Origin of the sequence: Chitinophaga filiformis (assembly GCF_900102545.1) — a bacterium.
GTDB lineage: Bacteria > Bacteroidota > Bacteroidia > Chitinophagales > Chitinophagaceae > Chitinophaga > Chitinophaga filiformis.
Genome location: NZ_FNBN01000002.1, coordinates 226490 through 251526, shown reverse-complemented (window position 1 = coordinate 251526; position 25037 = coordinate 226490). Strand labels below are relative to the sequence as shown.

24 protein-coding genes are annotated in these 25037 nt (G+C 44.4%); 11 read left to right on the top strand and 13 right to left on the bottom strand.

Annotated features, from left to right (window positions below):
• Positions 1 to 35: 35 nt before the first annotated feature.
• The 5 genes from BLR32_RS07705 to BLR32_RS07685 all read right to left on the bottom strand — a co-directional run bounded on the left by BLR32_RS07705 (position 36) and on the right by BLR32_RS07685 (position 3714).
• Entirely contained in the window at positions 36 to 668 is a 633-nt protein-coding gene (locus BLR32_RS07705) for a response regulator transcription factor (protein ID WP_089830306.1), read from the bottom strand.
• The gene (locus BLR32_RS07700; RefSeq protein ID WP_089830304.1) at positions 658 to 1470 is read right to left on the bottom strand and encodes a sensor histidine kinase; all 813 of its coding nucleotides are present in this window, start codon (positions 1468 to 1470) and stop codon (positions 658 to 660) included. Before BLR32_RS07700 ends, BLR32_RS07705 begins: the two co-directional genes overlap by 11 nt.
• Positions 1452 to 2084, bottom strand: a complete 633-nt coding sequence (locus tag BLR32_RS07695) for a hypothetical protein (RefSeq protein WP_089830303.1) — start codon at positions 2082 to 2084, stop codon at positions 1452 to 1454. The genes BLR32_RS07700 and BLR32_RS07695 overlap by 19 nt, the downstream gene beginning before the upstream one ends.
• 22 nt (positions 2085 to 2106) lie before the next feature.
• Positions 2107 to 2892, bottom strand: coding sequence for a hypothetical protein (locus tag BLR32_RS07690; RefSeq protein WP_089830301.1), 786 nt, complete (start codon positions 2890 to 2892; stop codon positions 2107 to 2109).
• A gap of 351 nt (positions 2893 to 3243) precedes the next feature.
• Positions 3244 to 3714: a hypothetical protein gene (locus BLR32_RS07685; protein ID WP_089830299.1), complete on the bottom strand. Its 471-nt coding sequence runs from the start codon at positions 3712 to 3714 to the stop codon at positions 3244 to 3246.
• A 263-nt stretch (positions 3715 to 3977) separates the two neighbouring features.
• Here BLR32_RS07685 and BLR32_RS07680 point away from each other — a divergent pair, with 263 nt between their 5' ends.
• From BLR32_RS07680 to BLR32_RS07670, 3 genes are all read left to right on the top strand, one after another.
• The gene (locus BLR32_RS07680) at positions 3978 to 4565 is read left to right on the top strand and encodes a DUF4202 domain-containing protein (RefSeq protein ID WP_089832087.1); all 588 of its coding nucleotides are present in this window, start codon (positions 3978 to 3980) and stop codon (positions 4563 to 4565) included.
• A gap of 91 nt (positions 4566 to 4656) precedes the next feature.
• Positions 4657 to 5286 (top strand): glycosyltransferase family 32 protein, encoded by a 630-nt coding sequence (locus BLR32_RS07675; RefSeq protein ID WP_089830297.1) that lies wholly within the window; start codon positions 4657 to 4659, stop codon positions 5284 to 5286.
• Positions 5287 to 5316: 30 nt separating this feature from the next.
• Positions 5317 to 6432: an alpha-mannosyltransferase gene (locus tag BLR32_RS07670; RefSeq protein WP_089830295.1), complete on the top strand. Its 1116-nt coding sequence runs from the start codon at positions 5317 to 5319 to the stop codon at positions 6430 to 6432.
• On the opposite strand, the gene BLR32_RS07665 is transcribed toward BLR32_RS07670, so the two are convergent.
• From BLR32_RS07665 to BLR32_RS07635, 7 genes are all read right to left on the bottom strand, one after another.
• Positions 6425 to 7363: an FkbM family methyltransferase gene (locus BLR32_RS07665; protein ID WP_089830293.1), complete on the bottom strand. Its 939-nt coding sequence runs from the start codon at positions 7361 to 7363 to the stop codon at positions 6425 to 6427. The genes BLR32_RS07670 and BLR32_RS07665 overlap by 8 nt on opposite strands.
• A gap of 9 nt (positions 7364 to 7372) precedes the next feature.
• Complete coding sequence (locus tag BLR32_RS07660) at positions 7373 to 8239, bottom strand: thiopeptide-type bacteriocin biosynthesis protein (protein WP_089830291.1); 867 nt, start codon at positions 8237 to 8239, stop codon at positions 7373 to 7375.
• Positions 8236 to 10449: a lantibiotic dehydratase family protein gene (locus tag BLR32_RS07655; protein WP_089830289.1), complete on the bottom strand. Its 2214-nt coding sequence runs from the start codon at positions 10447 to 10449 to the stop codon at positions 8236 to 8238. Before BLR32_RS07655 ends, BLR32_RS07660 begins: the two co-directional genes overlap by 4 nt.
• 62 nt (positions 10450 to 10511) lie before the next feature.
• Entirely contained in the window at positions 10512 to 10757 is a 246-nt protein-coding gene (locus BLR32_RS07650; RefSeq protein WP_089830287.1) for a class I lanthipeptide, read from the bottom strand.
• A 34-nt stretch (positions 10758 to 10791) separates the two neighbouring features.
• Entirely contained in the window at positions 10792 to 12003 is a 1212-nt protein-coding gene (locus tag BLR32_RS07645) for a lanthionine synthetase LanC family protein (protein ID WP_089830285.1), read from the bottom strand.
• Entirely contained in the window at positions 11990 to 14320 is a 2331-nt protein-coding gene (locus BLR32_RS07640) for a S41 family peptidase (protein ID WP_089830283.1), read from the bottom strand. The genes BLR32_RS07645 and BLR32_RS07640 overlap by 14 nt, the downstream gene beginning before the upstream one ends.
• Before the next feature lie 2 nt (positions 14321 to 14322).
• A complete protein-coding gene (locus BLR32_RS07635) occupies positions 14323 to 15675 on the bottom strand; it encodes an HlyD family secretion protein (RefSeq protein ID WP_089830281.1) in 1353 nt (450 codons plus the stop codon).
• 263 nt (positions 15676 to 15938) lie between these two features.
• Here BLR32_RS07635 and BLR32_RS07630 point away from each other — a divergent pair, with 263 nt between their 5' ends.
• From BLR32_RS07630 to BLR32_RS07610, 5 genes are read left to right on the top strand one after another with little or no spacing between them, the layout of a single operon-like run.
• The gene (locus BLR32_RS07630) at positions 15939 to 16811 is read left to right on the top strand and encodes an alpha-1,2-fucosyltransferase (protein WP_089830279.1); all 873 of its coding nucleotides are present in this window, start codon (positions 15939 to 15941) and stop codon (positions 16809 to 16811) included.
• A gap of 3 nt (positions 16812 to 16814) precedes the next feature.
• Positions 16815 to 18548 (top strand): galactosyltransferase-related protein, encoded by a 1734-nt coding sequence (locus BLR32_RS07625; RefSeq protein WP_089830278.1) that lies wholly within the window; start codon positions 16815 to 16817, stop codon positions 18546 to 18548.
• On the top strand, positions 18538 to 19695 hold the full coding sequence (locus BLR32_RS07620) for a beta/alpha barrel domain-containing protein (protein ID WP_089830276.1): 1158 nt from the start codon (positions 18538 to 18540) through the stop codon (positions 19693 to 19695). The genes BLR32_RS07625 and BLR32_RS07620 overlap by 11 nt, the downstream gene beginning before the upstream one ends.
• A gap of 10 nt (positions 19696 to 19705) precedes the next feature.
• Entirely contained in the window at positions 19706 to 20821 is a 1116-nt protein-coding gene (locus BLR32_RS07615; protein ID WP_089830273.1) for a glycosyltransferase family protein, read from the top strand.
• Positions 20822 to 20823: 2 nt separating this feature from the next.
• The gene (locus BLR32_RS07610) at positions 20824 to 23007 is read left to right on the top strand and encodes a peptidase domain-containing ABC transporter (RefSeq protein ID WP_089830271.1); all 2184 of its coding nucleotides are present in this window, start codon (positions 20824 to 20826) and stop codon (positions 23005 to 23007) included.
• A gap of 42 nt (positions 23008 to 23049) precedes the next feature.
• On the opposite strand, the gene BLR32_RS07605 is transcribed toward BLR32_RS07610, so the two are convergent.
• Positions 23050 to 23499, bottom strand: a complete 450-nt coding sequence (locus BLR32_RS07605; protein ID WP_245705377.1) for a winged helix-turn-helix transcriptional regulator — start codon at positions 23497 to 23499, stop codon at positions 23050 to 23052.
• Between the two features lie 53 nt (positions 23500 to 23552).
• Between BLR32_RS07605 and BLR32_RS07600 the strand changes: the two genes are divergently transcribed.
• The 3 genes from BLR32_RS07600 to BLR32_RS07590 are packed head-to-tail and all read left to right on the top strand — an operon-like array spanning position 23553 to position 25030.
• Entirely contained in the window at positions 23553 to 24536 is a 984-nt protein-coding gene (locus tag BLR32_RS07600) for a quinone oxidoreductase family protein (protein ID WP_089830267.1), read from the top strand.
• Between the two features lie 42 nt (positions 24537 to 24578).
• Positions 24579 to 24785, top strand: coding sequence for a hypothetical protein (locus BLR32_RS07595; protein WP_143011387.1), 207 nt, complete (start codon positions 24579 to 24581; stop codon positions 24783 to 24785).
• Entirely contained in the window at positions 24782 to 25030 is a 249-nt protein-coding gene (locus BLR32_RS07590; protein WP_089830263.1) for a hypothetical protein, read from the top strand. The genes BLR32_RS07595 and BLR32_RS07590 overlap by 4 nt, the downstream gene beginning before the upstream one ends.
• Positions 25031 to 25037: the final 7 nt, after the last annotated feature.

Sequence of the window (25037 nt, the reverse complement as noted above, 5' to 3'; positions counted from 1 at the left end):
TAGGTATTTTTACGGTGCCTGAGGAAATGCTGTACTTATATCCAGCCCTTCTTCTGTGCCAGTAGTACCAAACCGATACGATTGCGGACATTCAGTTTTTCCATAATGGTATTGGCATGTCCCTCCACCGTACGTGGCGAGAGAAAAAGCTGTGCGGCGATCTCACGATAGGTTGCTTCTGAGCAGAAATGTGGCAATAACTCCCGCTCTTTATCGCTCAGCTCTGTTTTCACAACAGCTTTTTTTATATAGTCATTAGATAGCGTTCTGCTGACCTGTGGGGTATAATAAACCCCTTCTTTCATAACAGTTACGAGGGCATCGGCAAGATCGGTCTGTTTGATGCTTTTCAGCAGATAACCTTTGGCGCCGGCCCGGATCATACGGATGACCTGGTCTTCATCATCCTGCATGCTGAGTGCGAGTATCAATATTTCCGGATGATTGGTGGTCAGCCATTGTGCCACTTCGTAGCCATTCATAACAGGCATCTGCACATCCAGTATTACCAGGTCCGGAATATTGCGCGGTTGTTTGAACTTTTCAATCAGCTCGCGTCCGGTACTGCATACATACAGTATATCAAACCCGGGAATGGTATTGATCATTGTTGCCAGTGCCTCTGCAATAAGGATATGATCATCTACGATCACGATGTTATGTTTCATATGTGTGGGTATTCTGATTGGGGTTAATAGTAAGCAGTAATGTTGTGCCGTCGTCAGTCGTCCATATACAGTGTGCGCCGATGGATTTTGCACGACTATTGATCATGGCCACACCGCTGCCTGAACGGGAATCGTAAGGTTTCGCTTTTGCAGGATCAAAGCCGGCTCCATTATCGCGACATCGTATTTCAAATATATCATTATCCTCAGTAATATCAATACTGATCAATGTACAACCGCTATGTTTCAGACTATTCTGGATAAATTCCTGGCAAATACGCGCCAGGTGCAATTCTGTTCTGTCATCGGCAATCCGGAAAATGCCTTCGGGATAATGAAGGGTAGCATTACACAAGTGACTTTGTTGCAGGCGATTGAGTTCCTTGTCCAGAAAATGGATCAGACTGAAGTCTGCCAAGGTGTGTGAGATCAGGATCTTGCTGAGGCTTCTCAGCTCCTGCAGTGATTCCTGCACGAGGTTATTGTGCAGGACAATATGGTGTTTCAGGGTTTGCACATCATCCAGCTGTAATGCATTCTCCATCTGTAGATAAGCGAGCGTAAGTTTCTGTCCTACGGTAGCATGCAGTTCTGAGCCAAGACTTTGCATCAGGCTCCGCTGTATTTCCTGGCGGGCTTCTAACAGTTCCTGTTGGTGGCGGAGCACGGCGTGCTCGCGCTCCCGCTCAAAAGCACGTGTTCTGCGCCGGATGCTGATGATAATGAAACAAATGGCCATTACCATGATGATCACCGTCAATGCCAGTGACAGGAAAAAAACACCTATTTCTTCTTCGCCCATAGTATTCCGAAAATGATCAATCCGTACATAATATAATTCAAAATCATGGAAAGACGATAGTAGCCATGGAAAATCACCCGGTAATGCACGTAAAGATAATTGTACATTGAGCGGAACGGCAATATAGCCAGATAGAAAAATAGGGTGCCCAGCGCAAAGTAAAACAAGGGATTCCTTTCAATAGCGGTTATACTATTGCTGTTCATACACTCATATAAATAATGCAGGCAGCAGATGGCAACACAGCCAGCTTCTACTGTGAAATTCAGGGTATTGAACTGACGGGAATGTGGCAGGATAACATACAGCAAGGTCAATAAAACAGTCAGTGCTATGAAACCCAGAATAACCAGTCTCCAGCCATGCGATCGGGCATTCTGCCAGAACAGCAGAAAGATGCAAATGAATTGCAGGGGTGTCATGTAATTATACCAGACGCCATTGGATATCCATTTATTCCCCTTTGCCAATAAAAGGTAGCCCACCGTCTCGCTGATAACTACGACGGTGAGCAAAACCGGGATAAACATCAATCCTCTTCGCTTCAACATGCCAGATTTTATCCAGGCAACAGAAAATGAGGCCAGTTCGAGGGCCGAGAGAAAATAGTCCATGATCGTAAATATTCCTTGTTATCTATTCCTTCACTTTTGCCAGGGATAAGAGCGCGGCATTGCATCCATCGGGCGGCGGACAAAGATTACCCTGGTTTTTGCCAACCTCCTTTTCGCTTTCCAGGCTAACCATCTCTGGTCCCATTCCCACCGGCATTCGTTTCTGCAGGGTAAGAAGTTGCTTCGTCTTTTGAGGATTCGTATAAACGTCCAATACCTGCTCAATAGTCATTGGATGTTTATTTGCCTGCAAAAAGCCCGGAAAGAATTCTACATAATTCTTCAAAGCAGTATCCCAATAGGTGGGCACCATGATGAGCGTGTGTCTGCCTTTTTTGGTATGCTCAATATCTGCTTCAGCTGCTATTCCCGGATAAGCGGCATAATAAAACTTGATCCCAAGGTCGCAGGACTTTATGGGCTGGTTAACGGAATTCAGATGTGCTTCCCGTCCCAGCATGGATTCGACTTTGCATATGAACTTTTTGATGGTATCCAAAGGGAAGGTAATATAGCGGCTATCTGCAAAAAGATTCGCCTGCGGGCCTTTTGTAGCCTGAAGGTCTTTTACCATATTCTCATGAATGCCTTTATATTGATGTTTGCCGTATTCTGATATCATTTCTACTGCCTCGTTCAGTTTAACCCATTTCATTGGGCCCGTGCAGGGATCGGGGCAGGAAGTGCGTATAATCTGTACGCCACTCTGAGGGCTGACAGCCCGGGATTCCTTCTTTTGTTGCTGATGGTATATTGTTGCAAGTGTTAACAGGGTAATCCCGGCAAAGGAAAAGAGTAAAGGCTTCATAACAAATCTGTTTGAGGTTAATGATTAAAAAAAGGGAAATTTTATGTTGAAGGTAAGTCTCTTTTCCGGGAAAATACAGGCGCTAAACGTTACAATGACAGCTTCTTCTCATGGAAAGCCTTGTAGTAAATGATCTGCATGAACCGGGGCCTTATCTCCCGGCTTCCAGATACCGTAAATATACGTATCGTGATATCGTAGATGTCCCGATACATTTACAGTACAAGCACGTCTGAGATCATAGATTATACTATTGTATCATTGATGGTAATGGGAATTTGTATAAGTAAAAAGCCTTCAAATCTTTAGACTTGAAGGCTTTGAAATGTATGAAAGTATTTCAGGTTAAGTTTAAACCTCTTTAGGTGCTGCTTCAGCTCTTGCTTCTTCTTCCGCATCGTCTTTTCTTGAAATAATAACGCCCCAGACCAATAGACCGATAATCAACAGCGCAACTATTTTACCGCCATATCTTGTGTAGAAAGGCAATTTATTTAGTTTTTCTTTATCTATCTTTTGTGATGCTAAAATTGCATCTACCTTGTCCTGAGGCAGATCATAGAAAGAGTCTGCTTTTTCATCAAAAAGAACTAATCTAGGTTCTTCTATGACGTATAATGGAAGGATGTAGGCAATGTTGTATTCTTTATGAAGTGTTGCCACGTCAATAAAATTGCCATGCTCTGATTTAAATTCATCTGTATCAGGTAAGTCATACACTTTGTTCAGCACTTCTCTTTCCCCCATTGGAATTTTGATGCCTGCAAATACAGAAGTTGAGGAAAACGCAATTAGTAAAGCAATAAAGATTGTACGGATCATGGGATTTGTTACTGATTTAATGTTACTTATTTAAGGGTATAGCTTAGACTTTTCATAGTCTATAGGGCTAATTTCGAAATAAAAATACATTATTTATTTAAATATGATAAAATAAATGTATTGTTTGCAATTCATAGATGATCGATGTGATTCCGGAGATATTTACCGGAGTGACCACAATGAACTTCACTCATGGTATATGGTATTTTCTTTTTTATATTTACAGCAACTTGAGCAATGACACTATTAAATTACTGGTCTTTATGACAAAAATTGAACAGGCTTTTCAGTTATTTGATGCTTATAACCAACAGGATCCTTCCGAGGTAATATGGGATGGTAATCGTTATCCATCTGAATATTTTTACGCCATTCAATTGTATGAATGGGTGAAGAAACTTAATCCGGAAGCCAGCGAGCCGCTTTTACTTGCTTCGAGGTGCCAGCACATAGGAAGATGGGAGATCGATAGGAAAACTTATCCTGACGGGAGGGTAGGCTATCTGAAATGGAGAAACGATTTGTCGCATTTTCACGCTCAGAAGGCAACGGAAATATTGCAATCGCTGGGATATGACGCGGACATCATTGCCCGGGTTAACGAAATTGTCCTGAAGAAAAGACTTAAAACGGATACTGAAGTTCAAACGATGGAGGATGCCCTTTGCCTGGTGTTTCTGTCATTCCAGTATGATGATCTTATAAAGAAGCATGAAGAAGAAAAGATGATTGGCATTTTGCAGAAAACATGGGCAAAGATGAGCGAAAAAGGAAGGCAGGTGGCCCTGTCTCTTACTTATAGTGAGGCCGGACAGATGCTATTGAATAAAGCGCTGAAGGGTGCTGGATAATGGCTGACTTTTAGTTTATCCCTGACTAAGCATTCTTTTTTGAACCCCAAAAAAGAATGCTTATATTGTAGTTATACTTTTCCACATTGTTATGGTAACTCAATTACTTCACCAGATCGTAGGTCCAAAGACCAATCCCTTAATAGACCAATGCCTTTCTTCCTGGAAAGTCATCAAAGATTATGGTTTCGAGATCAGAACCTGGAATGACGATACCCTTGAAGAGTTCATCGATACCCATTATTCCTGGGCATTGCAGGCATTCAGAAACGCGAGGAACCATGCGGAAGCAGCAGACATTGCCCGTTATCTGCTGGTACATCATTCCGGTGGAATTTATATGGATTGGGATGTGGAGCTGCTGATCCCTGAACAGTTTTTTACTTTGCTGGAAAGAACGCCGCAGGGTTTCCTGGTTATAGATCCTGCTAATGGGACACTGGCATCGGAAGCATTTTCCGCAGAGAAAAATGAAGCTTACCTGCTCGACCTGGTCACTGATATTGTTCATTTGTACAATAGCAATGAAAGGGACAATATGGGCACACCCCAGTATTCAGGGCCTTTTCGTATGAGAGATTCGCTGGTTAATTCCTGTACTGCCCAACTGTTGCTGCCCGTAAAAGAAGTATTTGCATATGACTATACAGAAATACGGGAAATGCCAGATAGAGAGATCAGCCAGCCATTGATTCATTACTGGATACATTCCTGGATTTAACATTTAAATACCCCCACTACCTTACCGCGTATGAGCCGTTTTGAACGTAATGGATACAGAACCATTGAATATACAATCTCAAAACCTGTTATCGGCAAACTTAAGAGCGCCTGGCAGGACCATCCTATCTCTGCTTACCCCGACACTTTCAGCGGCAGAGGTATCGTCATGTGCGCCGGCGGTCTTAGCTACTTTACCTGCGCATGGATAGCCATCAGAAAATTAAGAGCTTTAGGCTGCCAGTTACCCATAGAGTTATGGCATGCCGGCAATGAACTCTCGCCCGACATTATACAGGAATTGGAACAGTATAATGTAACCTGCCGGGACTTTTTCGACTACGATAACATTGGTTTGAAAGGCTGTATGCTCAAGCCGCTCAGCATTGTCAGAAGCAGTTTCAAAGAAGTGTTTTTCCTTGATGCAGATAATATCTGTGTGTCTGATCCCACCTTCCTGTTTGAAACAGCAGCTTACAAAGAATATGGCGCTATATTCTGGCCTGACTTCTGGAAAACAGCGAAGGATAATCCCATCTGGAAGATTATAGGAATCCCTTATGAAGACACTTTTGAACAGGAGAGTGGTCAGATGGTGATTGACAAGGAACGCTGCTGGCAGCCATTAAACCTGTCATTGTATTTTAACAGGCTTACAGATATCTATTACCGTTTACTAATGGGAGATAAAGATACTTTCCGTTTTGCCTGGCGAGCCTTTCATCAACCATTTTATATGGTGCAGACGCCCGTAGCTACCTGTGGCTATATGAATGGTCATCAGTTTATGGGCAACACCATGGTACAGCATGATCTGGAGGGCAAAATCCTGTTCCTGCACCGTAACCTGGTTAAATGGGATATTACGCTGCCCCGGGAAATATGCTGGGAGAAAATTAAAAGCTTCGGTAAAGATGCTGGTGAACAGATCCGCATATTCACAACACCCAGCAATACACATAACTTTATGGATTTCGAAGGCGCGTATATGGAAACGGATTTCAGAGAACAATTGGGCGACCTGGAACATGATTGTCTGGCCATGTTGCAGGAGCTGAGAGATGCTCCCTTCTACAAAAAATTCCTGTTATATACACACCTGGCCAGAAACAGGTTTATGGGTAATATTGCATTCCAGCTTACCTGACAAAAATAATTCCATCGTCACCGAGGTTATTATCGTACATCCGCTGAAGTGTACTGCTAAACTCCGCCTCCGGTACCTCTATTTTAAGTGAAGGGATGATAAGTGTTTCAAATGCAGGCAGCGTGGCGAGCAGTTCATCCACTGTTATACCAGCGACATGTTTTAAGTGATGCGGCAAAAATTCCATAATTAAAGTAGAACATTGTTGCAGTAAACGTGGCATCCCTTTCAGCGCAAAATATTCCGAGCCTTCAATGTCCATGAAAATAGTATCAAACACCTGTCCCTGCAGGTAGTCATCCAGGGCATAACCCTGCACAACAATTTCATTCGGGTTATCATAATTATACATGTGCTGGTTTATCAGTGGCTTCCTTTTACTACCACCTGAATTGGACCGGTTCAGGAGAAAACGGATCTCTTCCTTTTTGTCATTGGCTGCTATTGGGTGGATCTCGCAGTTATTCACGGCATTGAGCAACAGGTTTAACTCCAGGAGGCGGAACGTATCCGGGTTGGCTTCCAGGACCACAGTAGGAATCCCTTTTTTAGCCACAGGAATCGCAATGGTGCCAACATGACCGCCGATGATCAGCAGGCGGCTGTCTTCGTCCAGTACCTGGTCCAGTATCGCCAGCTGGTTGGCTCCATATGCTCCATTTGTCCTTAATTGCCACCCGATGGCATAGTCTTGCGGGTCTATCAGGAAAATGGCATCCCGGGTTTGCGTCAGTAATCCTTTGGAATATGGCCCCAGGAGCTTACCGGTAAAAGCTGAAAGGGCCGCCATCCGGTTGTAGTGATCTGCATTTTTTTCAAGTACGCCGCTCAGCTCTTTTGAGGAGTTAAGAAAATTTTGCAATATCTGACTCACTACTTCCTTTTCCTCCTCAGGTAATGCACTTACTTCTTCAAATAGTTTTTGCAACATAAATAGGTATTAAAGTTTGGTTTTCGTCAGTTCCTGTGCCGCTTTTGATTTGTAGAATTTATGCATCATATAGTAAATGACCATTTCAATGGCATTCTGGCTGGTAGGGAACATCCGGTTGTAGCACATATGAATGATGCTGCTCACAATTCTTTCCAATGAGGGACCACCAGATGAAGCATTGGCAACAATAGCTGCCAGTGCCTGTTGCTGAACTTCCCTGCTTACCCATTGTATAGTGTTGTCATAGTCAAGCGGGAGAGCCATGCGCCTGTTAATATCAGGTGTGTTTTGCCGGTATTTCATGCTTAATGCTGCATTAGTAACGGTATTGACTGGTTGGTTCTTCCAGGATGCATCATATAGTTGTTTGTAGATAGCATATTTTCCTTCCAGTCCCAGGCCTATATCGTCCAGCAGATCGTCCACCAGTTTGATGCCGGCCTGCCAGTAAACTGCTTCCTGCATAAAGTGTTGCCTGTGGACGTTCAATATGGCCCATGAGTTGACACTAAAGAGAGTTTCTATGTGCCATATATTGCCTTCGCCATACCGCTCCAGTTCACGCTGATAGGTATCGATGACTATCTTTGCCACTATCCTGTTTGTCAGATAAGTTTTAAGCGTAGTCTGCATCTGGAGCATGACTTCAGACAGGTGACTGCTATCTGTCAGGTGGAAACGCAGCCGCAGATGGGGACCTTCCTGGTCGCTGTAACGGATAAAAAAGAAACGGTCAATAGCATGGCTGTTATATAACCGGCCCGCCACCATATAGATCTCATTGACGAGCAGTTTCTCCTGTATGCCGGTGCCGGCATAGACCTTATAGTAGAGCCACTCATCACCCGGCATGAATCTTCTTTGTATATTCATCTTTTGTAAAAGTTAAGGATGATCTCATGATTATAAGAACCGCCATTCCCGGAAACAAGTGGTGCGGTTTCGTCCATCAGGTATTCTTCCAGTTGTATTTCTCCCTTTTTCATTTCTGATTTCAACAGCGCAAATACTTCTTCCCTTTGCAGATCAAGCAGCAATTTGTTTTCATTACCGGAAGTCAGGTAAACCCTGTTGGGTATATTGCGAGCCTTCATCAATGCTTTCATCTGTGTGGTAAAATCCTTTCCCGCATTAATTTCCCAGGCTTGTATCTTCCAACGGGCAGCGCAGAGTACAATATCCTTTTCAAATACTATCCGTGGAAAATAGCCATTCTCAGGCGCCAGATCACCCCAGTTAAATATAAGCGCTCCCCTGAGATTGCCCTCTCCCTGGTAAGCAGACAAAAAGTGATACATCGGCGTTGTTTTCATCGTAAAATTATGGGCAGTGGAATTTCTGGGAATGATGTATTTATTCAGACTACGGGACCTCAGCCTTAACTGATGATCTTCCGTAAGGGATACCATAATATCTTTAACAGGCACGGCCACAGCATCTCCGGAGGGGAGCGATAACAAGGGGATCTCATATTTACGAAGGCCGGGACGCTGCATGACATTGGCCAGGCCCGGGTCCTGTACTGTATACGCAATATCTGCAATGATTGTATCCGCCGGGAAGCAGGATTCTTCAAAAGCGATGATCTCCTTTGTATATTGCCTGAAACTTTCATCCAGGTTACTGAACCGTGAGGTGGTATTAACGCCGGACATGCCGCCTGCATATTTGATCAATACGGCAGGTGTTTGTGTGTTGCTGGTAGAGAGCACATCGATACCTACAGATATAGTAGCCGGTATATCGTCCCAGCGGGGCTCCAGCCCCTGTAATTCCTGCTCTGTAATATAGATGGCATCTTCCCTTTGTTTGATGTAGTGCTGGTATTTCTGAAGAATAAAACTATTGAGTGCTACAGGAATACCTATATTGTTATTACTTCCTCTTATCGTATCAGTTGAAGGAAATATGCCGGACAAAAGTGAAACAACACCAATGCCGGAAGGAGAGTAGTTACCAAGGCTCACACCTATATCCGGGTCCAGTGCTTCTACAAGCGGCACTTCTTCATGTTCATAACGGCGGTAGAATTTCTCTTTAAAGTCCCTGAGTAGATGATGTTCTGCAGGAGGGGAGAACAGGTTAAGCACATGCATCCCTTTTTTTACTTTATCCACCAACGCTTTACTTAATGTAGCATGTGTTGCCTGTACGAATAGATTAGTACGGATGAACTCCTGTTCTGATTGAAATCCCAGCCGCTCAGCAATAATACTGTCAAGCAATTCAAGGTGTGGCAGTTTTTCTCCCTGCGGGGCCTTATCGAGGCGGTTTAGTAACTCACTGATCTCCTGCAGTAAAGACAGCAGAAGAGGGTCCGTACAGCCTTCTATTTGTTTCAATCTGGAAATGTACAAATTCAGGTTATCTTCATTGGTGATGTGAATGCTAAATTCACTGACCAGCACCTGATTTTTCACCAGTTCTTCAATAAAAGCCTGCGCATCTTCATATTCAACCTCTTCTTCCTGCTCCAGCATAAGGGCAAGGGCGCTTCTTGTAATGCCGGGTGATGCCATTGTCAGAATTTTATCGAGATAGGACGAAACCGGCACTTCTGCCATGACATAATCAAACACTTCCTCTTTCATTGTGGCTTCTACATAACGGTAAGTAGTATGCGCCCTGAACAGACTGGTATTGGGATAATAAAGCACGGGTGCCTGAAAGCCATAATTGTTATTGATGCGCGTGGCTATATGATGCAGCAGCAGGATACTGATCGTACTTTTGGAACGGTACCCATCCTGTGAGGGAAGTAATATGGAAGAATCATCTCCGATCGTACCAAGACCACAACCTGCAAAAAGGCCGAAGGGTGTACAGCGGGTGGTCATCCTGGAGAAATATTTGAACAGCGATTTCTTCATTTTGTCTGGCAGGGCATCAAAAGGCACATCTTCCTGTAGTTTCATTCTTTCATACAATGCCTTTGAAGCCAGATACAGGGCTTCTTTAAAAACGGGATCTTTCAGCAGGGCCGGATCTTCAAAAGGTTTGGTAGTATTGAAAACAGGCACACGGAAAACAAAGTTCTCAAACGGTTCATATCCCGCTGGTAATTCAATGGAGGACTGTTTCATGGAAATGTTGAAATGTTAAAGTAAGCACCACTAAAAGTGATGCTTACGTTTACAGCATAGAATTAATACTGGTGAGTGCTGACACAGGTAATGTTAGTACCTGTTTTCGGGCTTGTGACGCAACCCAGCTGGGTCAACGGGCAGGTAGCCGTAATGCTGGTCTTCTGATAAGTGGTGTTGGATACACAAACATTGTTTACATAAACAACGGAACCGGTTCCGTCATCACCACCGATAACATTACTCTGTTCGGCTTCAGACAAAGATCCCAGTACGAGCTTGTCGAGGGATAACTTTTTTCTTTTCATGTGTTTGGATTTTTGGTATTAAAAACAAATGCTATTAAAGCAGGAAACAATGCTTCCAGCTGACCAGAAATTGATCCTGTAGGGAAGCAGGAGCGGAAGTAATGATGAGAAATGTCACGATGCCCGCAAAGCCGGTATAGAGTCCGCGCCGGCGTATATCTTTTACATAGGGTGCTGACGAAAGAAAGTGCTCTTCTCCTTCCGGGTTAACGGATTCGGTCAGGTGGTCAAGGGTTACTTTGCGCCAGTAGTGAAATGCCTCTTCAAACACGGTATTGCCTGTTATGCGGAACAGCAGCCAGTTGATAAGACCAGGTCCTGTGCTGCCATGGCAGAATGCAGCATCAGATACCCGCTCTTCTGCAGACAATCTCCTGCCTGCTGTATGTTCAAGCATTTTTTCAAATTTCCTTTCAAGAACCTGATCTCCGATGGTTTTGGCGGCAAGCAGCAGGTGGTATAAAATGCCCAGATCTCCATAACACCATGCTATCCTGGACCGCTGTACGGGAGCCGGTTCTGTAGCATTACGATCCAACAGATCAGGATACCATGATCCAACAATCAGCGCATCCTGTTCATGGTCCAGGTAAAAAGCAAAGATGCCCCTGATCAGTTTTCTGCAAACGTCCACCCGTATATTTCTTCGCACACATTGTGTCAGAAAACGAAGTATGCCTGCTATACCATGCGAGGCACCAAAGTCAAATACTTCCTGCTCAAAGTCTTTGTAATAATAAGACCACTTTATCTGGTGGCCGTCATATACAGCCTTATCCTGTAATGCATCCACCATCTGCTCAACAGGGGAGATCTTACCTCTCAGTAAATAATAATTGGCTATACCAATAGCGCCGTGTAGCGGGTCCATGTTATTATTGCTGATCATAGCCGTCAATGTACTGGCCAGGTACTCATCTACGTCACAGAGAAATTCCTCAGGGTCTGTCTTCAGTATCCCGTTCTCACAAAGCTGGTGTATGATAGCACCTATACCAGCTAATCCGTCGCCGAATGTGGGTTTGACGTAAACAGCTGCTTCTACGGTATCCAGGATACTGTTTAGGTTTGCTTCCAGTAATGCCTGCATCTCCGGGTCCGCATCTGTTCCCATGAGCATGACCTGTGCCAGCAACATACCGGTATCTCCGGAGAAAAATGATATGTCAACGGGCCGGTTGGCAGCAGCATATTCCTGATGAACAACTGTTTTAAATAATAGTGGGTTAACATCAGTGCTTATCATGAGTGGCTAATTTTAAGGCGGTCTCATAGATTTCGTCTTTGCCGGCTTTAATGCCAGGCATAGACGGGTTTACAATTACATCAGGCGTCACACCATCCAGGCGATGATGCCCAGGCAATCCATCTACCCTGATACCGGTAAAGGTCAGTTCATATCCTCCGGGCAGATAAAAGCCATTAATGGTGCCGTCAATACCGGCAGTGGGTTGTCCTACTATCGTAGCCAGTTTATAATGTTTTATAAACGCCAGGAAATATTCCGGGTGACTACCTATGCTGGCATCTGTGAGAAAATAACACCTGGCTGTCAGATGTGGCGTACGGGGGCTGACATCAAGCGGGGACCGGGTATACTTTACCTTTTCAAAATCCGGATAGATGATCTGGGGATCATATAGTATTCCGGGACTGCCGACTTTTTCTGTTATCAGGCGTGATAATACCATTTCAAACAGATCATAGCCGGGATAGCCCCGCATGTCGAATATAATAGCTTTGGCGCCGGCTGCGATACGGATCAATGAATCTACCTTATCCCCTGGCTCCAGCAGATTGATGTAGTAAATATTGCTGGCTACTGTAGTGCCACTGGCGGGTAGTTTTTGCAGGAGGGATACTTTTTCATCAAAGCCTGTGACTGACCTGTTCACCAGCACCCGGTAGCGTTTGTGGTCCCTGCTGAGCGTCATCTGCATCTTACTGCCAGGGTAACCGAAACTTAGTTTCCATAATCCCTGGTGCAGGTTACGCTGAGTGGATCCCGCATCGTGCCGGCTGATCTCTTCCACTTGTTGCCAGGCCGTTTTGCCGTTAATAGAGTCTGTTACATCTCCGGGTTTGATAATAGCCTGCAGGTCCGGGTCCAGCACATCTTTTACTAGCACCTGGTGGTTGGCCGTGCTGAATGTAACAGGCGCCATGGCATTGTAAGCGGAATCTGTTTTCATCACCACCCATAAATGCCCATCTTTCAGAGGGGCCGTCATCAATTGTAACGTATGCTTAAAGTCAGCGGGGTTTTTATCTTCATATGCTTTGGTAAATGCATGTTGTAGCAGCTGTTCAGGTTTGACCGCCACATCCTGCCAGAAAGGAAAGAAATGCCGGTAAATATTCCAGGCAATCACGATATCGCCCAGTCTTACCTGGAGTGAATCGGCCGTCAATGGTTCAGGTATGGCCGCTGTTGCATTGATAAGTGCTGCGAGGGCGGCTTTATTTCCGGAAGGATAAGTAGCGTCGGTCGTACCATACAGCGCTATAGGGACTATGCATTGTATACCTGGCACCAGTTCCTTATTGACCACATCACCGACCTTTGCCTGGTAAGCATAAAGTGGGGCATCTGCTTTTTTATCAAGGGGCTGTCCTGCCTTAAAGGATATCTTCATGGCAGCGCCAGAGGCAGATGTTGGTTCAGGAGTTACCTCAAACTGATAATGACCATTATCCGCAGCGGGATTGATCCAGGCCATTGGTCGTCCATCTGCGTCTGCAACCGTAAAATCCTGGTTGGGCAGCTGGATGGGATATTCTTTTCCATCTTCTACTGCAATAAATTGCAGGTCTTTAACCAGCAGCACGCCTTTGCCTTTAAGCGATATGCCTATCAATAGTTGTTGAGAGAGCTTATCAATTTTACCGGCGAGGGTATACTGCTTCCAGCTACTGTTGCTTTCATTGTGTACTGGTGTTGTAAAGCTGCTACCCTGACCCGAAGCACTGATGTTGGTCAGGCCGATACCTGCGGAGGCGCCATTGTCAGATATTAATTTAAAACTGGCGCTGAGCCTGAATTCACTGCCAGCATGGGAGGCGGGGATAAACTGTGCCTGTGTGCCACTTAACAGGGAATCTGCTATTACTTTCTCTTTTTTATCAGAGGCACTTCTGTTCAGTCGTACGGTGGGTGTGCCCAGGCGCGCGAAATCATTTACCAGGCGCATACTCAGACCGGTGTATTGCCAGGAGATTTCATGATACCCTGCCAGTGAAGCAGGTGTAATATCCTTTATATTAAAAGTTGTTTTATCAGTACGCTTAAAGATCTTAATGGAAGGAGCCATTGGCAGGAATAACTGGCGGAGTGAAGCCAGCAGTGCATCATCATTTTCGGCTTTCCGGACCACACTGCTGCCGTAGATGGCAAAGTGATCCCAGTTTACCAGCTGTGTCTCATCAGAAGGATGAAAGTATCGTACGTAACCATATAACCGCGCAAATGCACAGAGGTTCCTTATTTCCTGTGGCCCCGGCGCTGACCGCGCAGATATCGTGATGAGCAGTAAAAGGATAAACGTGGACCTGAATTGCAGCATTTTTATCTTTTGAGGGTTATTGACTTTGTAACATCATAGTATAACCGTTGTAATAAACGTATGTCTTTCGTAATGATCATCGCTTCTGCATTCAGGCCGTTTTTGTAGGGAATGACCTGGTGGTTATCTGTAACAAGCACTGTATCCAGTTTAACAGTAACGAGGAAGCCGCTATCATAGGCTACTTTAGAAATATAATTTACTTTCCCTTTCAGACTGCCATATTCCTGGTAAGGATAGGCATCAAATCGCAATTGCACCTGCAGCCCTGTATCTACTTTCCCAAAGTTACTCTGCGAAAGGTAAGCTTCCGCATAAAACTGATTGTTGGGCGGATTTACATAGCCTAGCAAACGTTCTGAACTCAGGAACTGATTTTCCTGCACGGAAGTTATAAAGGATACTTTTCCACTGGTGGGCGCCAGCAATATGTATTTATGCTTCCAGTCGTCTACGGCCGACTTAAGAGATTGTAATGCCTGTGCAAACAGAAAGCGCTGTATGTTTGTGTCGTGCGACAACTGATCAATCTCTTTCATCAGGCTCCGTTGCTGACTCTCATTACCAATGATAGATGCATCCAGCTGAGGTATCGCCAGCTCTTTGCTGATAGAACGGCTATGTGCATTCCTGAATTCTTCAATTGAAACTACCCGCTCTTGATACAATGTCTTGTTCATGCTATAAGATTCATTGGACAATTCAAGGTCCCGTCTGTACAGCTCCAGTTGCTTTGCAAATGCAGCTTTCATCGCTTTAAGCGACTTAATATCATCCCGGTAGTAATGTTGCTTTCTGGCAAAAAAACCATTGATCAGGTAGTCATTGAACTGTTGCCTGGCCAGCATAAAACGCTGATAAGTATCCTGCAACTCACCCAGCTTATCGATGTTTTCTTCAAATACTTCTGAGCATTCCTGTATCCTGCCGTTGTTTAGTAATACTACAGCACTGTCAAGCATGTCTGACAGGCGCAATACGGATTGGTGACTGCCGATGCTTTCCATCCAGCCGATCTGTGTTCCGGCGCTCACTATCTGGTCGTTGTGTGCCAGTAATCGCACCAGTTTACCATCTGTATGTGTTATGATCTCTTTGGGTGCATTGGCAGCGGTAAGCCTCATCCGGGTTTCAATGACCTCCGGATAATGTATGAACATACAGGTAATAAAAATTATTATCAATGCAAGCAGGAACAGTAACAATGAATACCGTTCCACCCCTCCCGGTCTTCGGGAGATAATGTCCTGGGCAATCTCCGAACGTAACTTGGTTTTATCATTGAGGTTAATGATATAAGGCAACACGGTTTCCCGGGCATCGCCGGGAGATTGCGAAGGCGTTGTATCATCCATGGTGTATCATTAAGTTTGGTTAATGAAACAATAATATTAAACTACAACTTCGGAATTGAGGAATGGGTAACATCTCCTAACGGTTTTACGTGAACTACGGGTTTTTATAACGTCAAATAAAAATAGAGAATATATTTTCAAATAGCGAAAAATATTTTGAGCGGTCGGAATATTTTATCAAAATTGTTCAAAACAAAATTATATCTTCGGTTAAGAACCTCGTTATGTACCCATGATAAATTGTTAACTTAATTGTACAACCCATGATTGTAATGATAATGATGGGGGGCATCGGTAATCAAATGTTTCAATATGCCTTTGGAAGATTTCTATCATTGAAATATAATGTGCCACTTTTCCTCAATAGATGCATTTACGATAATGGCCTGTCCAACCGGACTTTTGATCTCGATATTTTCAGGTTAGGCAGCGATGTCATTATTGGCGGGCATATACCGCTGGCAAAGCTGGTATATGGCAAAGAGGTTATCCGTATGGAAGAAGATGATTTCAGGTATAATGAGCCATTTCTCCATCGCGTGGATCATTACCTGCGGTACCAGCGGGATGTAGTATTGATGCTGAAAGGATATTGGCAATCTTACAGATACCTGTTACCAATAGATTACATCCTGCGGCAGGATTTTCAGTTCATGACGCCACCAACCGGGCGTTGGAAGGAGTTGCAGGCACAGATTAATAACACACAGTCTGTAATGGTGAATGTAAGGAGGGGAGATTACCTGGGTAAACTGGATTTTCATGGTGTGGTAAGCAAGGCGTATGTCAATGGCGCTATGCAGCAGTACAGTAATAAGCTGCCGGAAGTAAGTTTTTTCGTTTTCTCTGATGATGTGCGATGGTGCAAAGAGAACATCATGACTGACAGCCCCCTGTTCTTTGTGGATGAAACTTACTATGACGATCGTTATAACTTTTATCTGCAGCTGATGTGTAGCTGCCGCTATTATATTTTATCCAATAGTTCATTCTGCTGGTGGTCTGCATGGTTAAGTACCTATGATCATAAAGAGGTAACTGTACCTGTGAAATGGTTCCAGGTCCCAATCGATACCAGTGATCTTCATCCACCCGAATGGACGCCATATGATCCCGAAATAACTATAATTGCTTAACTCATGATTTATTTGTCAGCCCAGCCGGACACGCCCTATTTCATGTGGCAGCTGGAAGTGCAGTTGCACAACTTTGCTTCGTTCGGTATATCACCAGACAATATTCATATATTGATAGGGTATGATCCTGTAAAAGGTATTAGTAGCTGTTTTCAGGATTTTACCGCCGCTAATCCCCATTTAGCCCGCTTTTTCTTTTATCCGGATACACGGTTGAAAAGAAGATATATCCCATCTATTCGTCCGCATATCATCAAGCAGCATTTTTTTAAACATCCGGAATTAGCGCAGGAAGCTATTTTTTACCATGATTCAGATATTGTGTTCACCAGTAGCCTGCCCGATTTTGAACAATTGGTGCAGGGTGATACCTGGTACGTTTCAGATGCCCGTCACTACCTGAATTCGGATTATATAAGAGCTGCCGGCCAGGGTGTGTTCACTGATATGTGCAGGATTATGGATATCGACGAACAGCTGGTCATAGATAATGATGCTAATGCAGGTGGTGCACAAACGCTGCTTAAAAATGTGGACTATACTTTCTGGGATCAGCTGGAAAGCGATTCGGAAAAGATCTTCTGCCTACTGATAGACAACAGGGATAGTTATAAAAAAACATACCTGGAGGAGAATGCAGGGTATGAAACACATTATACACCTGTGCAGGCATGGTGCTCGGACATGTGGGCCATTCTCTGGAACGGGTTTAAGCGTGCCGAGGTCAGGATTTCAGGCGAATTGGACTTCTGCTGGCCACATGAGTCGCAGGATTCATGGGAGAAGAAAAAGATCTTTCATAATGCAGGTATCAGCGCCGCCATGAGCAATCGCTTCTTCTTCAAAGCATACTATATGGAGCGGACTCCTTATGAAGATGATTTTAGCCATGTAGCGTCCAGCATGCTCAGTTATAACTATGTGCAGATGATATATGAAACGGCAAAGGGCAAACGGTATAACATGCAGGATGTAACGTTTACAATGACGGTAAGGGTAGATTCCGACGAACGGCTGGAGAATCTCATCACCGTGCTGCGCTTTATAAATACCCACATCGATACAAACTTCCTTTTACTGGAAGCAGACGTGGAAAGCCGTATACCTGCCGGTGTGCTACCCGATAATGTGCGGCATATCTTTGTTAAAGATGAGCGGGACCTGTATTTCCGTCAGCCTTACAACAATTATCTATTGCGTATTGCTACTACACCTATCGTTGTGAAATATGATGTGGACATCATTGTACCTCCCTCTCAAATGAACAGTGCTGTGAATAGTATCCGTTTCGGTAAGCATAAGATCAGTTACCCTTATGACGGGAGGTTTGTGGATGTGTACGGAGTACTGCGTACCTGGTTCATAAGAACGCTTGACATGAAGTCCTTCTATAAATACCTGAAAATGTCTTACAGTCCGCAGCCTTCTTATGGGGGGTGTGTTATACTGCACCGGGAAACCTTTTATGAAATGGGTGTAGACAATGAACAGTTCAATGGATGGGGTTTTGAAGATCAGGAAACGCCTAAGCGGGCAAAGATATTAGGTATGGAAGTATTCCGCGCAGACGGTCCGCTTTTTCATCTGCACCACCCCCGGGGAACACATTCGTATTTTTACAACGAAGCTGAAACGCTTAACAGCCTCCGTGAATACATACGGGTGTGCAACATGACTAAAAACGAGCTGCAGCTTTATATCTCTAACTGGAAAAATTCCACTGTTCATGCATACTAAAATAGATATCCTGCTGGAAGAAATAGCCAGGATTATGCTTGTTACCGGCGACTTCAATAAAAACAAAGGCTTGTTCGTGGGGCAGTCGGGCGCATCAATGTTCCTGTATAATTATTACAATTATAGTGAGAATGAGTTCTATGCCAGCTTTGCCGATGAGCTGGTAATGTCCATCTCCCAAAGTATGGATGAAGACAAGATATTTTATTCTGACGGTGTGACTGGTATCGCCTGGGCCATGTCTTACCTGGCCGGTGCGGATTTTATTGATCTCTCTGTTGGTACTGCCATCTTTGACAACGTGGATAAGGCCCTGTTAAAATCATATCCCCGTTTTTTTCAAACTGTTGAATCGGCAGGTATATGTACTTATGTGTATGAGCGCCTGAAGGATTATAACAAAGAAAGCGAAGGCGAACTGATAGAATTATTGTTTGTGGAAAGACTGGTGGCCCATATAGAAGAAATCGCCCTGTTGGAAGGTAACAAAAAACCTTTCACCCGGAGAGAACTGACAGAAATGCTGGAAGACTCCCCGAAGGCCACGCTCGACAAGAGCGCCGAGAAGTATTTCTCTGCGGCAGTTGTGCTCAGGAAAGCTCGTCAGCATAGCATATACAGTGAAATGGTAGATCGCTTATCAATAGTGATTGCTGATAAACTTACAGGTATCATCAATGGAATGCATCAGTTCCTGGAAGATAATGAAGCACTCAATCCGGTCCACATCCGTCAGCTACAAAACCAGTTACTTATCTGTTTCAATGCCTGGCTGCAACTCCGTGTGCCGGAAGAAGAAATGACACAGACATTTATATCCTGCTTTGTGAAAATGGAAAACTACCTTATCATGAACACAGGTGGCAGGACCGAAAAACTCAATGTACCAGTGGAGGTGACCTGCATTACGCTTATGGATACCATCAATATCGCATTGCAGCACCCTATGCTGAAAGACGCTATCAATGCGAAGGTAGACAGGCTGGTCGACTATCTGGAGAAAGAAGCGGATCTGGTAGATCAGTTTGTCCTCAATCCGGTTACACTAAACATTGGGGTTACCGGGCTTGCGGGTTTGGGTCTGATGCTCCTGGACCGTGTACTGCCTGAAAAAACCAACTGGGAAAAAGCACTGATGTACAATTAAAAAGTGAAACATGTCTCAAAATAAGATCATCCTCATCACCGATGAATACACCCGCGACGGCTACCTTTACCATTTCATAAAAGGCCAGCAAGCCTATATGCCGCACATCACTATCCTGCACGTCCATCTGGGCAACTGGAGTAATTTCCGGGTTGGTATGAACACGGCAGCAGAGTTACATATGCCATTGATCTGGAAAGGAACAGCAGACCATACCATGAAGGAGAAACTGGGGCATAGGGTGACTGATTTCCTGATATTAAATGGGGTAATAGACTATGAATCAACCGTTACTTTCATTTTTAACAATGCCAACCTGCATTTCATTGCTGATACTATAAAGTCAAGGATTAAAAAGTCCAAAGTTGTTGTATATGTGGATGTGTTGAACTGGGAACAGCGGGAAGGAGAAGATTACGTAAAGAATGCCTCCCTGTTCAGGAGTAATGAGGAAGATCAGACAAAGTTAAAACCCCTGCGTAATAAAGAAGAACGGACTTTTTTTGAAAAGGCTGATGTGCTGTGGTGTTATAACGAGGCCTGTCGTTCATTTATTGAAAATGTGTATAACATTAAAGCTTTGTATTGGCCTTATATAAGCGAAGATGAAGATATTCCGGTACTTTCGGATGAAGAACGCATGACAGCAAGACGAAGGCTGTCACTTCATCCCGGGGAGATTGTAGTACTGTTCTATTACGATGGGGTGTTGGTGGAATCATTCGATGCATTGATGGCGGAATTGAACAGACCTCCATTCCGCTTGCTTATTACCGGGCGGCCAGCGCTGTCAGACACCAGTCTGCTATGCAGAACAAGTTTCCTGGGTGATGTAAAAACATTCACACCGTTTCTTCAGATAGCTGACATGGTGATATTATTGTCAGAAAAGGAGATCAAAAGCACTTTCCCACAAATGAGTCTGCGTATGAATATTCCTGTTTTAAGCTCGCCCCTGGCTATGGCTGCAGATCTATTCACACCGGATATACACCTCCTTTCTGAGAAAACTGCGGACTATATCCGTGAACTGGCGGTGCAGGAGGAGGATAGTGAGATTCCTTCCGGGGAGTTGATATCGAACAGGAATATTGATCAGTTTTTACAGCAATTGGTACTGGCTTAGATATGGCATTTAAATTCTATAAACAGCTGAATGCTATGGACTGTGGGCCTACATGCCTGCGCATGATTGCTAACAGTTATGGTAAACTTTATAGCGCAGAATCCCTGAGAAGACTTTCCGGATATTCAAAGAATGGCGTGTCTATGTGGGGACTAAGCGATAGCGCTCAGAAAATTGGTATGCGTACCCGTGCCGGCCGGTTGACTTACCGGGTGCTGGAAGAAGCTCCTTTACCGGCTGTGCTGCACTGGAATCAGAACCACTTTGTTGTGCTTGTGTCTATAGACGATAAAAAGTGTAAAGTAGCAGATCCCTCTACCGGCATTATTACGTTCAGGAAAGATGAATTCCTGCGTTACTGGCTTTCCAGTAAGGATGATAATGGCGATGATACCGGGCTGGTACTGCTCATGGAACCTTCACCTGCTTTCTATGAACAGGATACAGAAAAGGGACGTAAGTTAAACTGGGATATTGCTTTTCAATACCTGCGGCATAGCAACGGACAGCTACCGCAGATCTTCCTGGCACTGGTCATTAATTTCGGCATCGGACTCGTTTTCCCATTCCTAACTAAGTCTGTGGTGGATATTGGTATTAATACCAAAAACCTTAGCTATATCACAGTTGTGCTGTTTGCGCAGTTGATGCTTGTGCTGAGTGGAACCATTGTAGGTTTTATCAGTGGCAGGCTACAGCTGCGGCTGAGCAACATGCTCAATATCTCTATACTATCAGATTTCTGGATCAAATTAACCAGTCTGCCACTGTCTTATTTTGACAACCATCGTACGGGAGATACCTTGCAACGATTAGGTGATAACAGGCTTATTCAGAGTTATATCACGAACATTGCGCTAAACACTATTTTTTCTGTCATTAACTTTTTGGTATACAGTGTGATCCTGCTGATCTTCAGTCCTCAGCTGTTTTTCATCTTCCTGATAGGTAACCTGATTTATATGGGTTGGATCAGGCTCTTCCTGGGCATACGTCGTAAACTGAACTATGAGACGTTTCATCTTTCTGCCAGGGAGAACAACGCTACCCTGCAGCTGGTGCAGGGCATGCAGGAAATCCGGCTGAATAATGCAGAGCAGCAGAAACGGTGGGAGTGGGAGAACATTCAGGCCAAAATATTCAAACTGTCGTTCAAAGCAATGACGTTTAATCAGTGGCAATCCCTGGGTGGTCTGCTTATTACACAGGGGAAAGATATCCTGTTGAGTTTTATCGTAGCGAGATATGTGGTGGAAGGGCAACTGACATTCGGCGCCATGTTGGCCGTTCAATATATCATCGGACAGCTGCATGGGCCTGTTGGTGATTTTATTGGCCTGATCCAGAGTACGCAGGATGCCAAGATAAGTCTCGAAAGGCTGAATGAAGTACACGAGATGGACGACGAGGAACCTGTCAGGGAAACCTTTGCGAGAGAACTCCCTGCCAGGAAGGACATTGAGCTGAAGAACCTGCGTTTTTCATACCCGGGTTCCAGAACCCCTGTGCTGGACGATATTAATCTACTCATTCCCGAAGGAAAAGTAACTGCCATTGTAGGAGTGAGTGGTAGCGGCAAAACCACTTTGCTTAAAATACTGATGAAGGTATATACGGAGTATGAAGGAGAGATCAGGGTAGGGCCTGCTAATTTCAAACATATCAGCCATTCTTTCTGGCGCCGCAACAGTGGGGCTGTCATGCAGGATGGTTATATATTTAATGATTCTATTGCCAATAATATTTCTGTAGGTAATGAAGAGGTGGACCTGGAAAGGCTGCTTACCTGCCTTGATATAGCGAATATCGCTGCTTTTATCCAGGACTTGCCTAATGGCATTAATACTCAGCTGGGTACCGATGGCGTAGGCGTTAGCCAGGGGCAGAAGCAGCGGTTGCTGATCGCCCGGGCCATTTATAAGAATCCGGTCTTTATGTTCTTCGATGAAGCTACCAATGCACTGGACGCTAATAATGAAAAAGCTATTGTAGAGAACCTGGCAAAGTTTTTCCTGAACCGTACGGTCTTAATTGTTGCCCATCGTCTGAGTACGGTCAGGAACGCCGATAAGATCGTGGTGCTAAAAAACGGAAGGATTGTGGAGGAGGGAAATCACCAGGAGTTGACCACCTTAAGAGGACATTATTTTGAGCTGGTAAAAAACCAGCTGGAGTTGGGTGATTAGTGAATATGGGATGAAGGAGGTCCTGTTTAATCCTGCCAGCGCTTATTTCCCGCTCACTTCCTTTACAATGCGTTTTTTATGTTCCTGGCCCCAGCGTGCCATCTCGTCCAATAATGGCTTCAGCGATTTTCCATATGATGTAAGCTCATATTCCACCGTAACAGGCTTCGTATTTCGGACAGTACGATTGACCAACCCATTTATTTCCAGATGTTGCAGTTCCTTAGACAGCATCTTAGTGCCAATACCACTCAGGAAGCGTTGTAATTCCAGATAGCGCATTGTCCTGAATGCCAGCATTGAAATGATCAATACCCGCCATTTTCCACTCAATATGTACTGTGTATCTTCAATGGCTTTAAAATGCTGTATGCATGCTTTGGATAATGTTTCTTCAGTAAGCCTTGATGTTCCCATTGCACAAAGATAACTACTTCCTTTGGGGGAAAGCACTTCCCTGCAGGGAACTACTTCCCTAAAGTAGCCTGGCATCCACCATGGATAGGAACGCAGGTAAATTTGCAGGGAATTAAAAATCGTAATAAATGAGCATTTTAACAAGAAGCGGCGTTGTTCTTATTGAACAACCTGGAGGACCAGCAGTTCTTAAATATGAAACGATTGATTTGCCAGCCCCGGGATCCAATGAAGTTTTAATCGAACAAAAAGCTATTGCTGTAAACTTCCTGGATATTTTCTTCAGAAGTGGGAGATTCCCACTGCCGGCATATCCTGCGCCAATTGGTCTGGAAGCCGCTGGTGTAGTAACCGCTATCGGTGAGGGCGTAACGGAATTCGCTGTAGGGGATCGGGTAGCCTATTATGCCACCACGGGAGCTTATGCGCAAAGAAGAGTGATCAGTGTCGATGATATCTTCAGATTGCCTGATACCATCACCTTTGATGTAGCAGCTGCAGTTATGGTAAAAGGACTTACAGCCAAAATGTTGATCAGGGATAGTTATAAGGTTAAAGCCGGGCAATACGTACTTATTTCTGCAATGACAGGAGGTGTAGGCACCTTGTTAAGTGCATGGGTTAAATCGCTGGGGGCTATTGTTATTGGCACGGTAGGAAGCCCGGCTAAAAAACAGCTGGCAGAAGAGCGGGGTTTTGAGCATGTAATTGATTTACAAAATGAAAGTCTTATTGAACGTGTGAATGCTATCACAGGCGGTTCCGGTGTGGATGTAATATATGACAGTGTTGGCAAAGACATTTTCGACAAATCCATGGAGCTGATCAAAACAGGTGGCGCCTTTGTATCTTATGGCGGTGCATCTGGTTGGCCACAGGTAGAATCCCTGCCGCTTGCTGAGAAAAACATCCGGTATGTATCAGCTCAACTCAATAACTATACTGGCTATCAAAATAAGAAAGGCGAGGCATTAAAAGAAGTATTCGAACAGGTTGAAAAAGGCATATTTGACGTACAACAGCCTTCGGTCTATTCCTTAGCCGATGCTGCTGTCGCACATGCTGACATGGAGTCGCGCAAGACTACTGGCAGCATTATTCTTAGACCTTAGCAGGCAGAAATATCTTATGACGGAGCGCTTGAGTTGCTGGGAGTGGACCAGCTATTTGACTACTGGGATGATGAAGACAGCGACTACGCATTAGATTATGAAAGTGAGCGTGAGTATTTCGAAGACTGTATGAGCATACAATATTATGATGGTGACCTGAACATTGACGGCGATCTGATGATCCAGCAGCTTATAGTCGTACGCGGCAACATGAATATTCAGGGGATTGTCTCTTCGCCATTTATGTGACCGGTAATACTACCGTTGATTATATCGGCCTGTCTGATTTTCAGAAAACGGTTGGCAAAGAAACCATCAGGTATGTTGCGTCTGCCTGGGCAGAAGATGATGAAGTAGTAAGAATAATGTCATACAGAGAGATCAATGCACCGTATTTCTTCTCCTGGCACTACGACCTTGTTGCGAAGATTGAGAAGCTGAAACTGAAAGAGGAGGGAATACTGAGCGACGAGTTTGAGAAAATAAGATTGTAAAATGTAA

Excerpts from the sequence above, each read along its gene's own strand:
- BLR32_RS07650 (WP_089830287.1), bottom strand. The coding sequence starts at position 10,757 with ATGAAAAGAAAAAAGTTATCCCTCGACAAGCTCGTACTGGGATCTTTG.
- BLR32_RS07605 (WP_245705377.1), bottom strand. The coding sequence starts at position 23,499 with ATGCCAGGCTACTTTAGGGAAGTAGTTCCCTGCAGGGAAGTGCTTTCC.
- BLR32_RS07620 (WP_089830276.1), top strand. The coding sequence starts at position 18,538 with ATGCATACTAAAATAGATATCCTGCTGGAAGAAATAGCCAGGATTATG.
- BLR32_RS07700 (WP_089830304.1), bottom strand. The coding sequence starts at position 1,470 with ATGGGCGAAGAAGAAATAGGTGTTTTTTTCCTGTCACTGGCATTGACG.
- BLR32_RS07680 (WP_089832087.1), top strand. The coding sequence starts at position 3,978 with ATGACAAAAATTGAACAGGCTTTTCAGTTATTTGATGCTTATAACCAA.
- BLR32_RS07615 (WP_089830273.1), top strand. The coding sequence starts at position 19,706 with ATGTCTCAAAATAAGATCATCCTCATCACCGATGAATACACCCGCGAC.
- BLR32_RS07695 (WP_089830303.1), bottom strand. The coding sequence starts at position 2,084 with ATGGACTATTTTCTCTCGGCCCTCGAACTGGCCTCATTTTCTGTTGCC.
- BLR32_RS07665 (WP_089830293.1), bottom strand. The coding sequence starts at position 7,363 with ATGTTGCAAAAACTATTTGAAGAAGTAAGTGCATTACCTGAGGAGGAA.
- BLR32_RS07640 (WP_089830283.1), bottom strand. The coding sequence starts at position 14,320 with ATGCTGCAATTCAGGTCCACGTTTATCCTTTTACTGCTCATCACGATA.
- BLR32_RS07600 (WP_089830267.1), top strand. The coding sequence starts at position 23,553 with ATGAGCATTTTAACAAGAAGCGGCGTTGTTCTTATTGAACAACCTGGA.
- BLR32_RS07630 (WP_089830279.1), top strand. The coding sequence starts at position 15,939 with ATGATTGTAATGATAATGATGGGGGGCATCGGTAATCAAATGTTTCAA.
- BLR32_RS07690 (WP_089830301.1), bottom strand. The coding sequence starts at position 2,892 with ATGAAGCCTTTACTCTTTTCCTTTGCCGGGATTACCCTGTTAACACTT.
- BLR32_RS07705 (WP_089830306.1), bottom strand. The coding sequence starts at position 668 with ATGAAACATAACATCGTGATCGTAGATGATCATATCCTTATTGCAGAG.
- BLR32_RS07675 (WP_089830297.1), top strand. The coding sequence starts at position 4,657 with ATGGTAACTCAATTACTTCACCAGATCGTAGGTCCAAAGACCAATCCC.
- BLR32_RS07645 (WP_089830285.1), bottom strand. The coding sequence starts at position 12,003 with ATGATAAGCACTGATGTTAACCCACTATTATTTAAAACAGTTGTTCAT.
- BLR32_RS07655 (WP_089830289.1), bottom strand. The coding sequence starts at position 10,449 with ATGAAACAGTCCTCCATTGAATTACCAGCGGGATATGAACCGTTTGAG.
- BLR32_RS07610 (WP_089830271.1), top strand. The coding sequence starts at position 20,824 with ATGGCATTTAAATTCTATAAACAGCTGAATGCTATGGACTGTGGGCCT.
- BLR32_RS07660 (WP_089830291.1), bottom strand. The coding sequence starts at position 8,239 with ATGAATATACAAAGAAGATTCATGCCGGGTGATGAGTGGCTCTACTAT.
- BLR32_RS07685 (WP_089830299.1), bottom strand. The coding sequence starts at position 3,714 with ATGATCCGTACAATCTTTATTGCTTTACTAATTGCGTTTTCCTCAACT.
- BLR32_RS07625 (WP_089830278.1), top strand. The coding sequence starts at position 16,815 with ATGATTTATTTGTCAGCCCAGCCGGACACGCCCTATTTCATGTGGCAG.
- BLR32_RS07670 (WP_089830295.1), top strand. The coding sequence starts at position 5,317 with ATGAGCCGTTTTGAACGTAATGGATACAGAACCATTGAATATACAATC.
- BLR32_RS07635 (WP_089830281.1), bottom strand. The coding sequence starts at position 15,675 with ATGGATGATACAACGCCTTCGCAATCTCCCGGCGATGCCCGGGAAACC.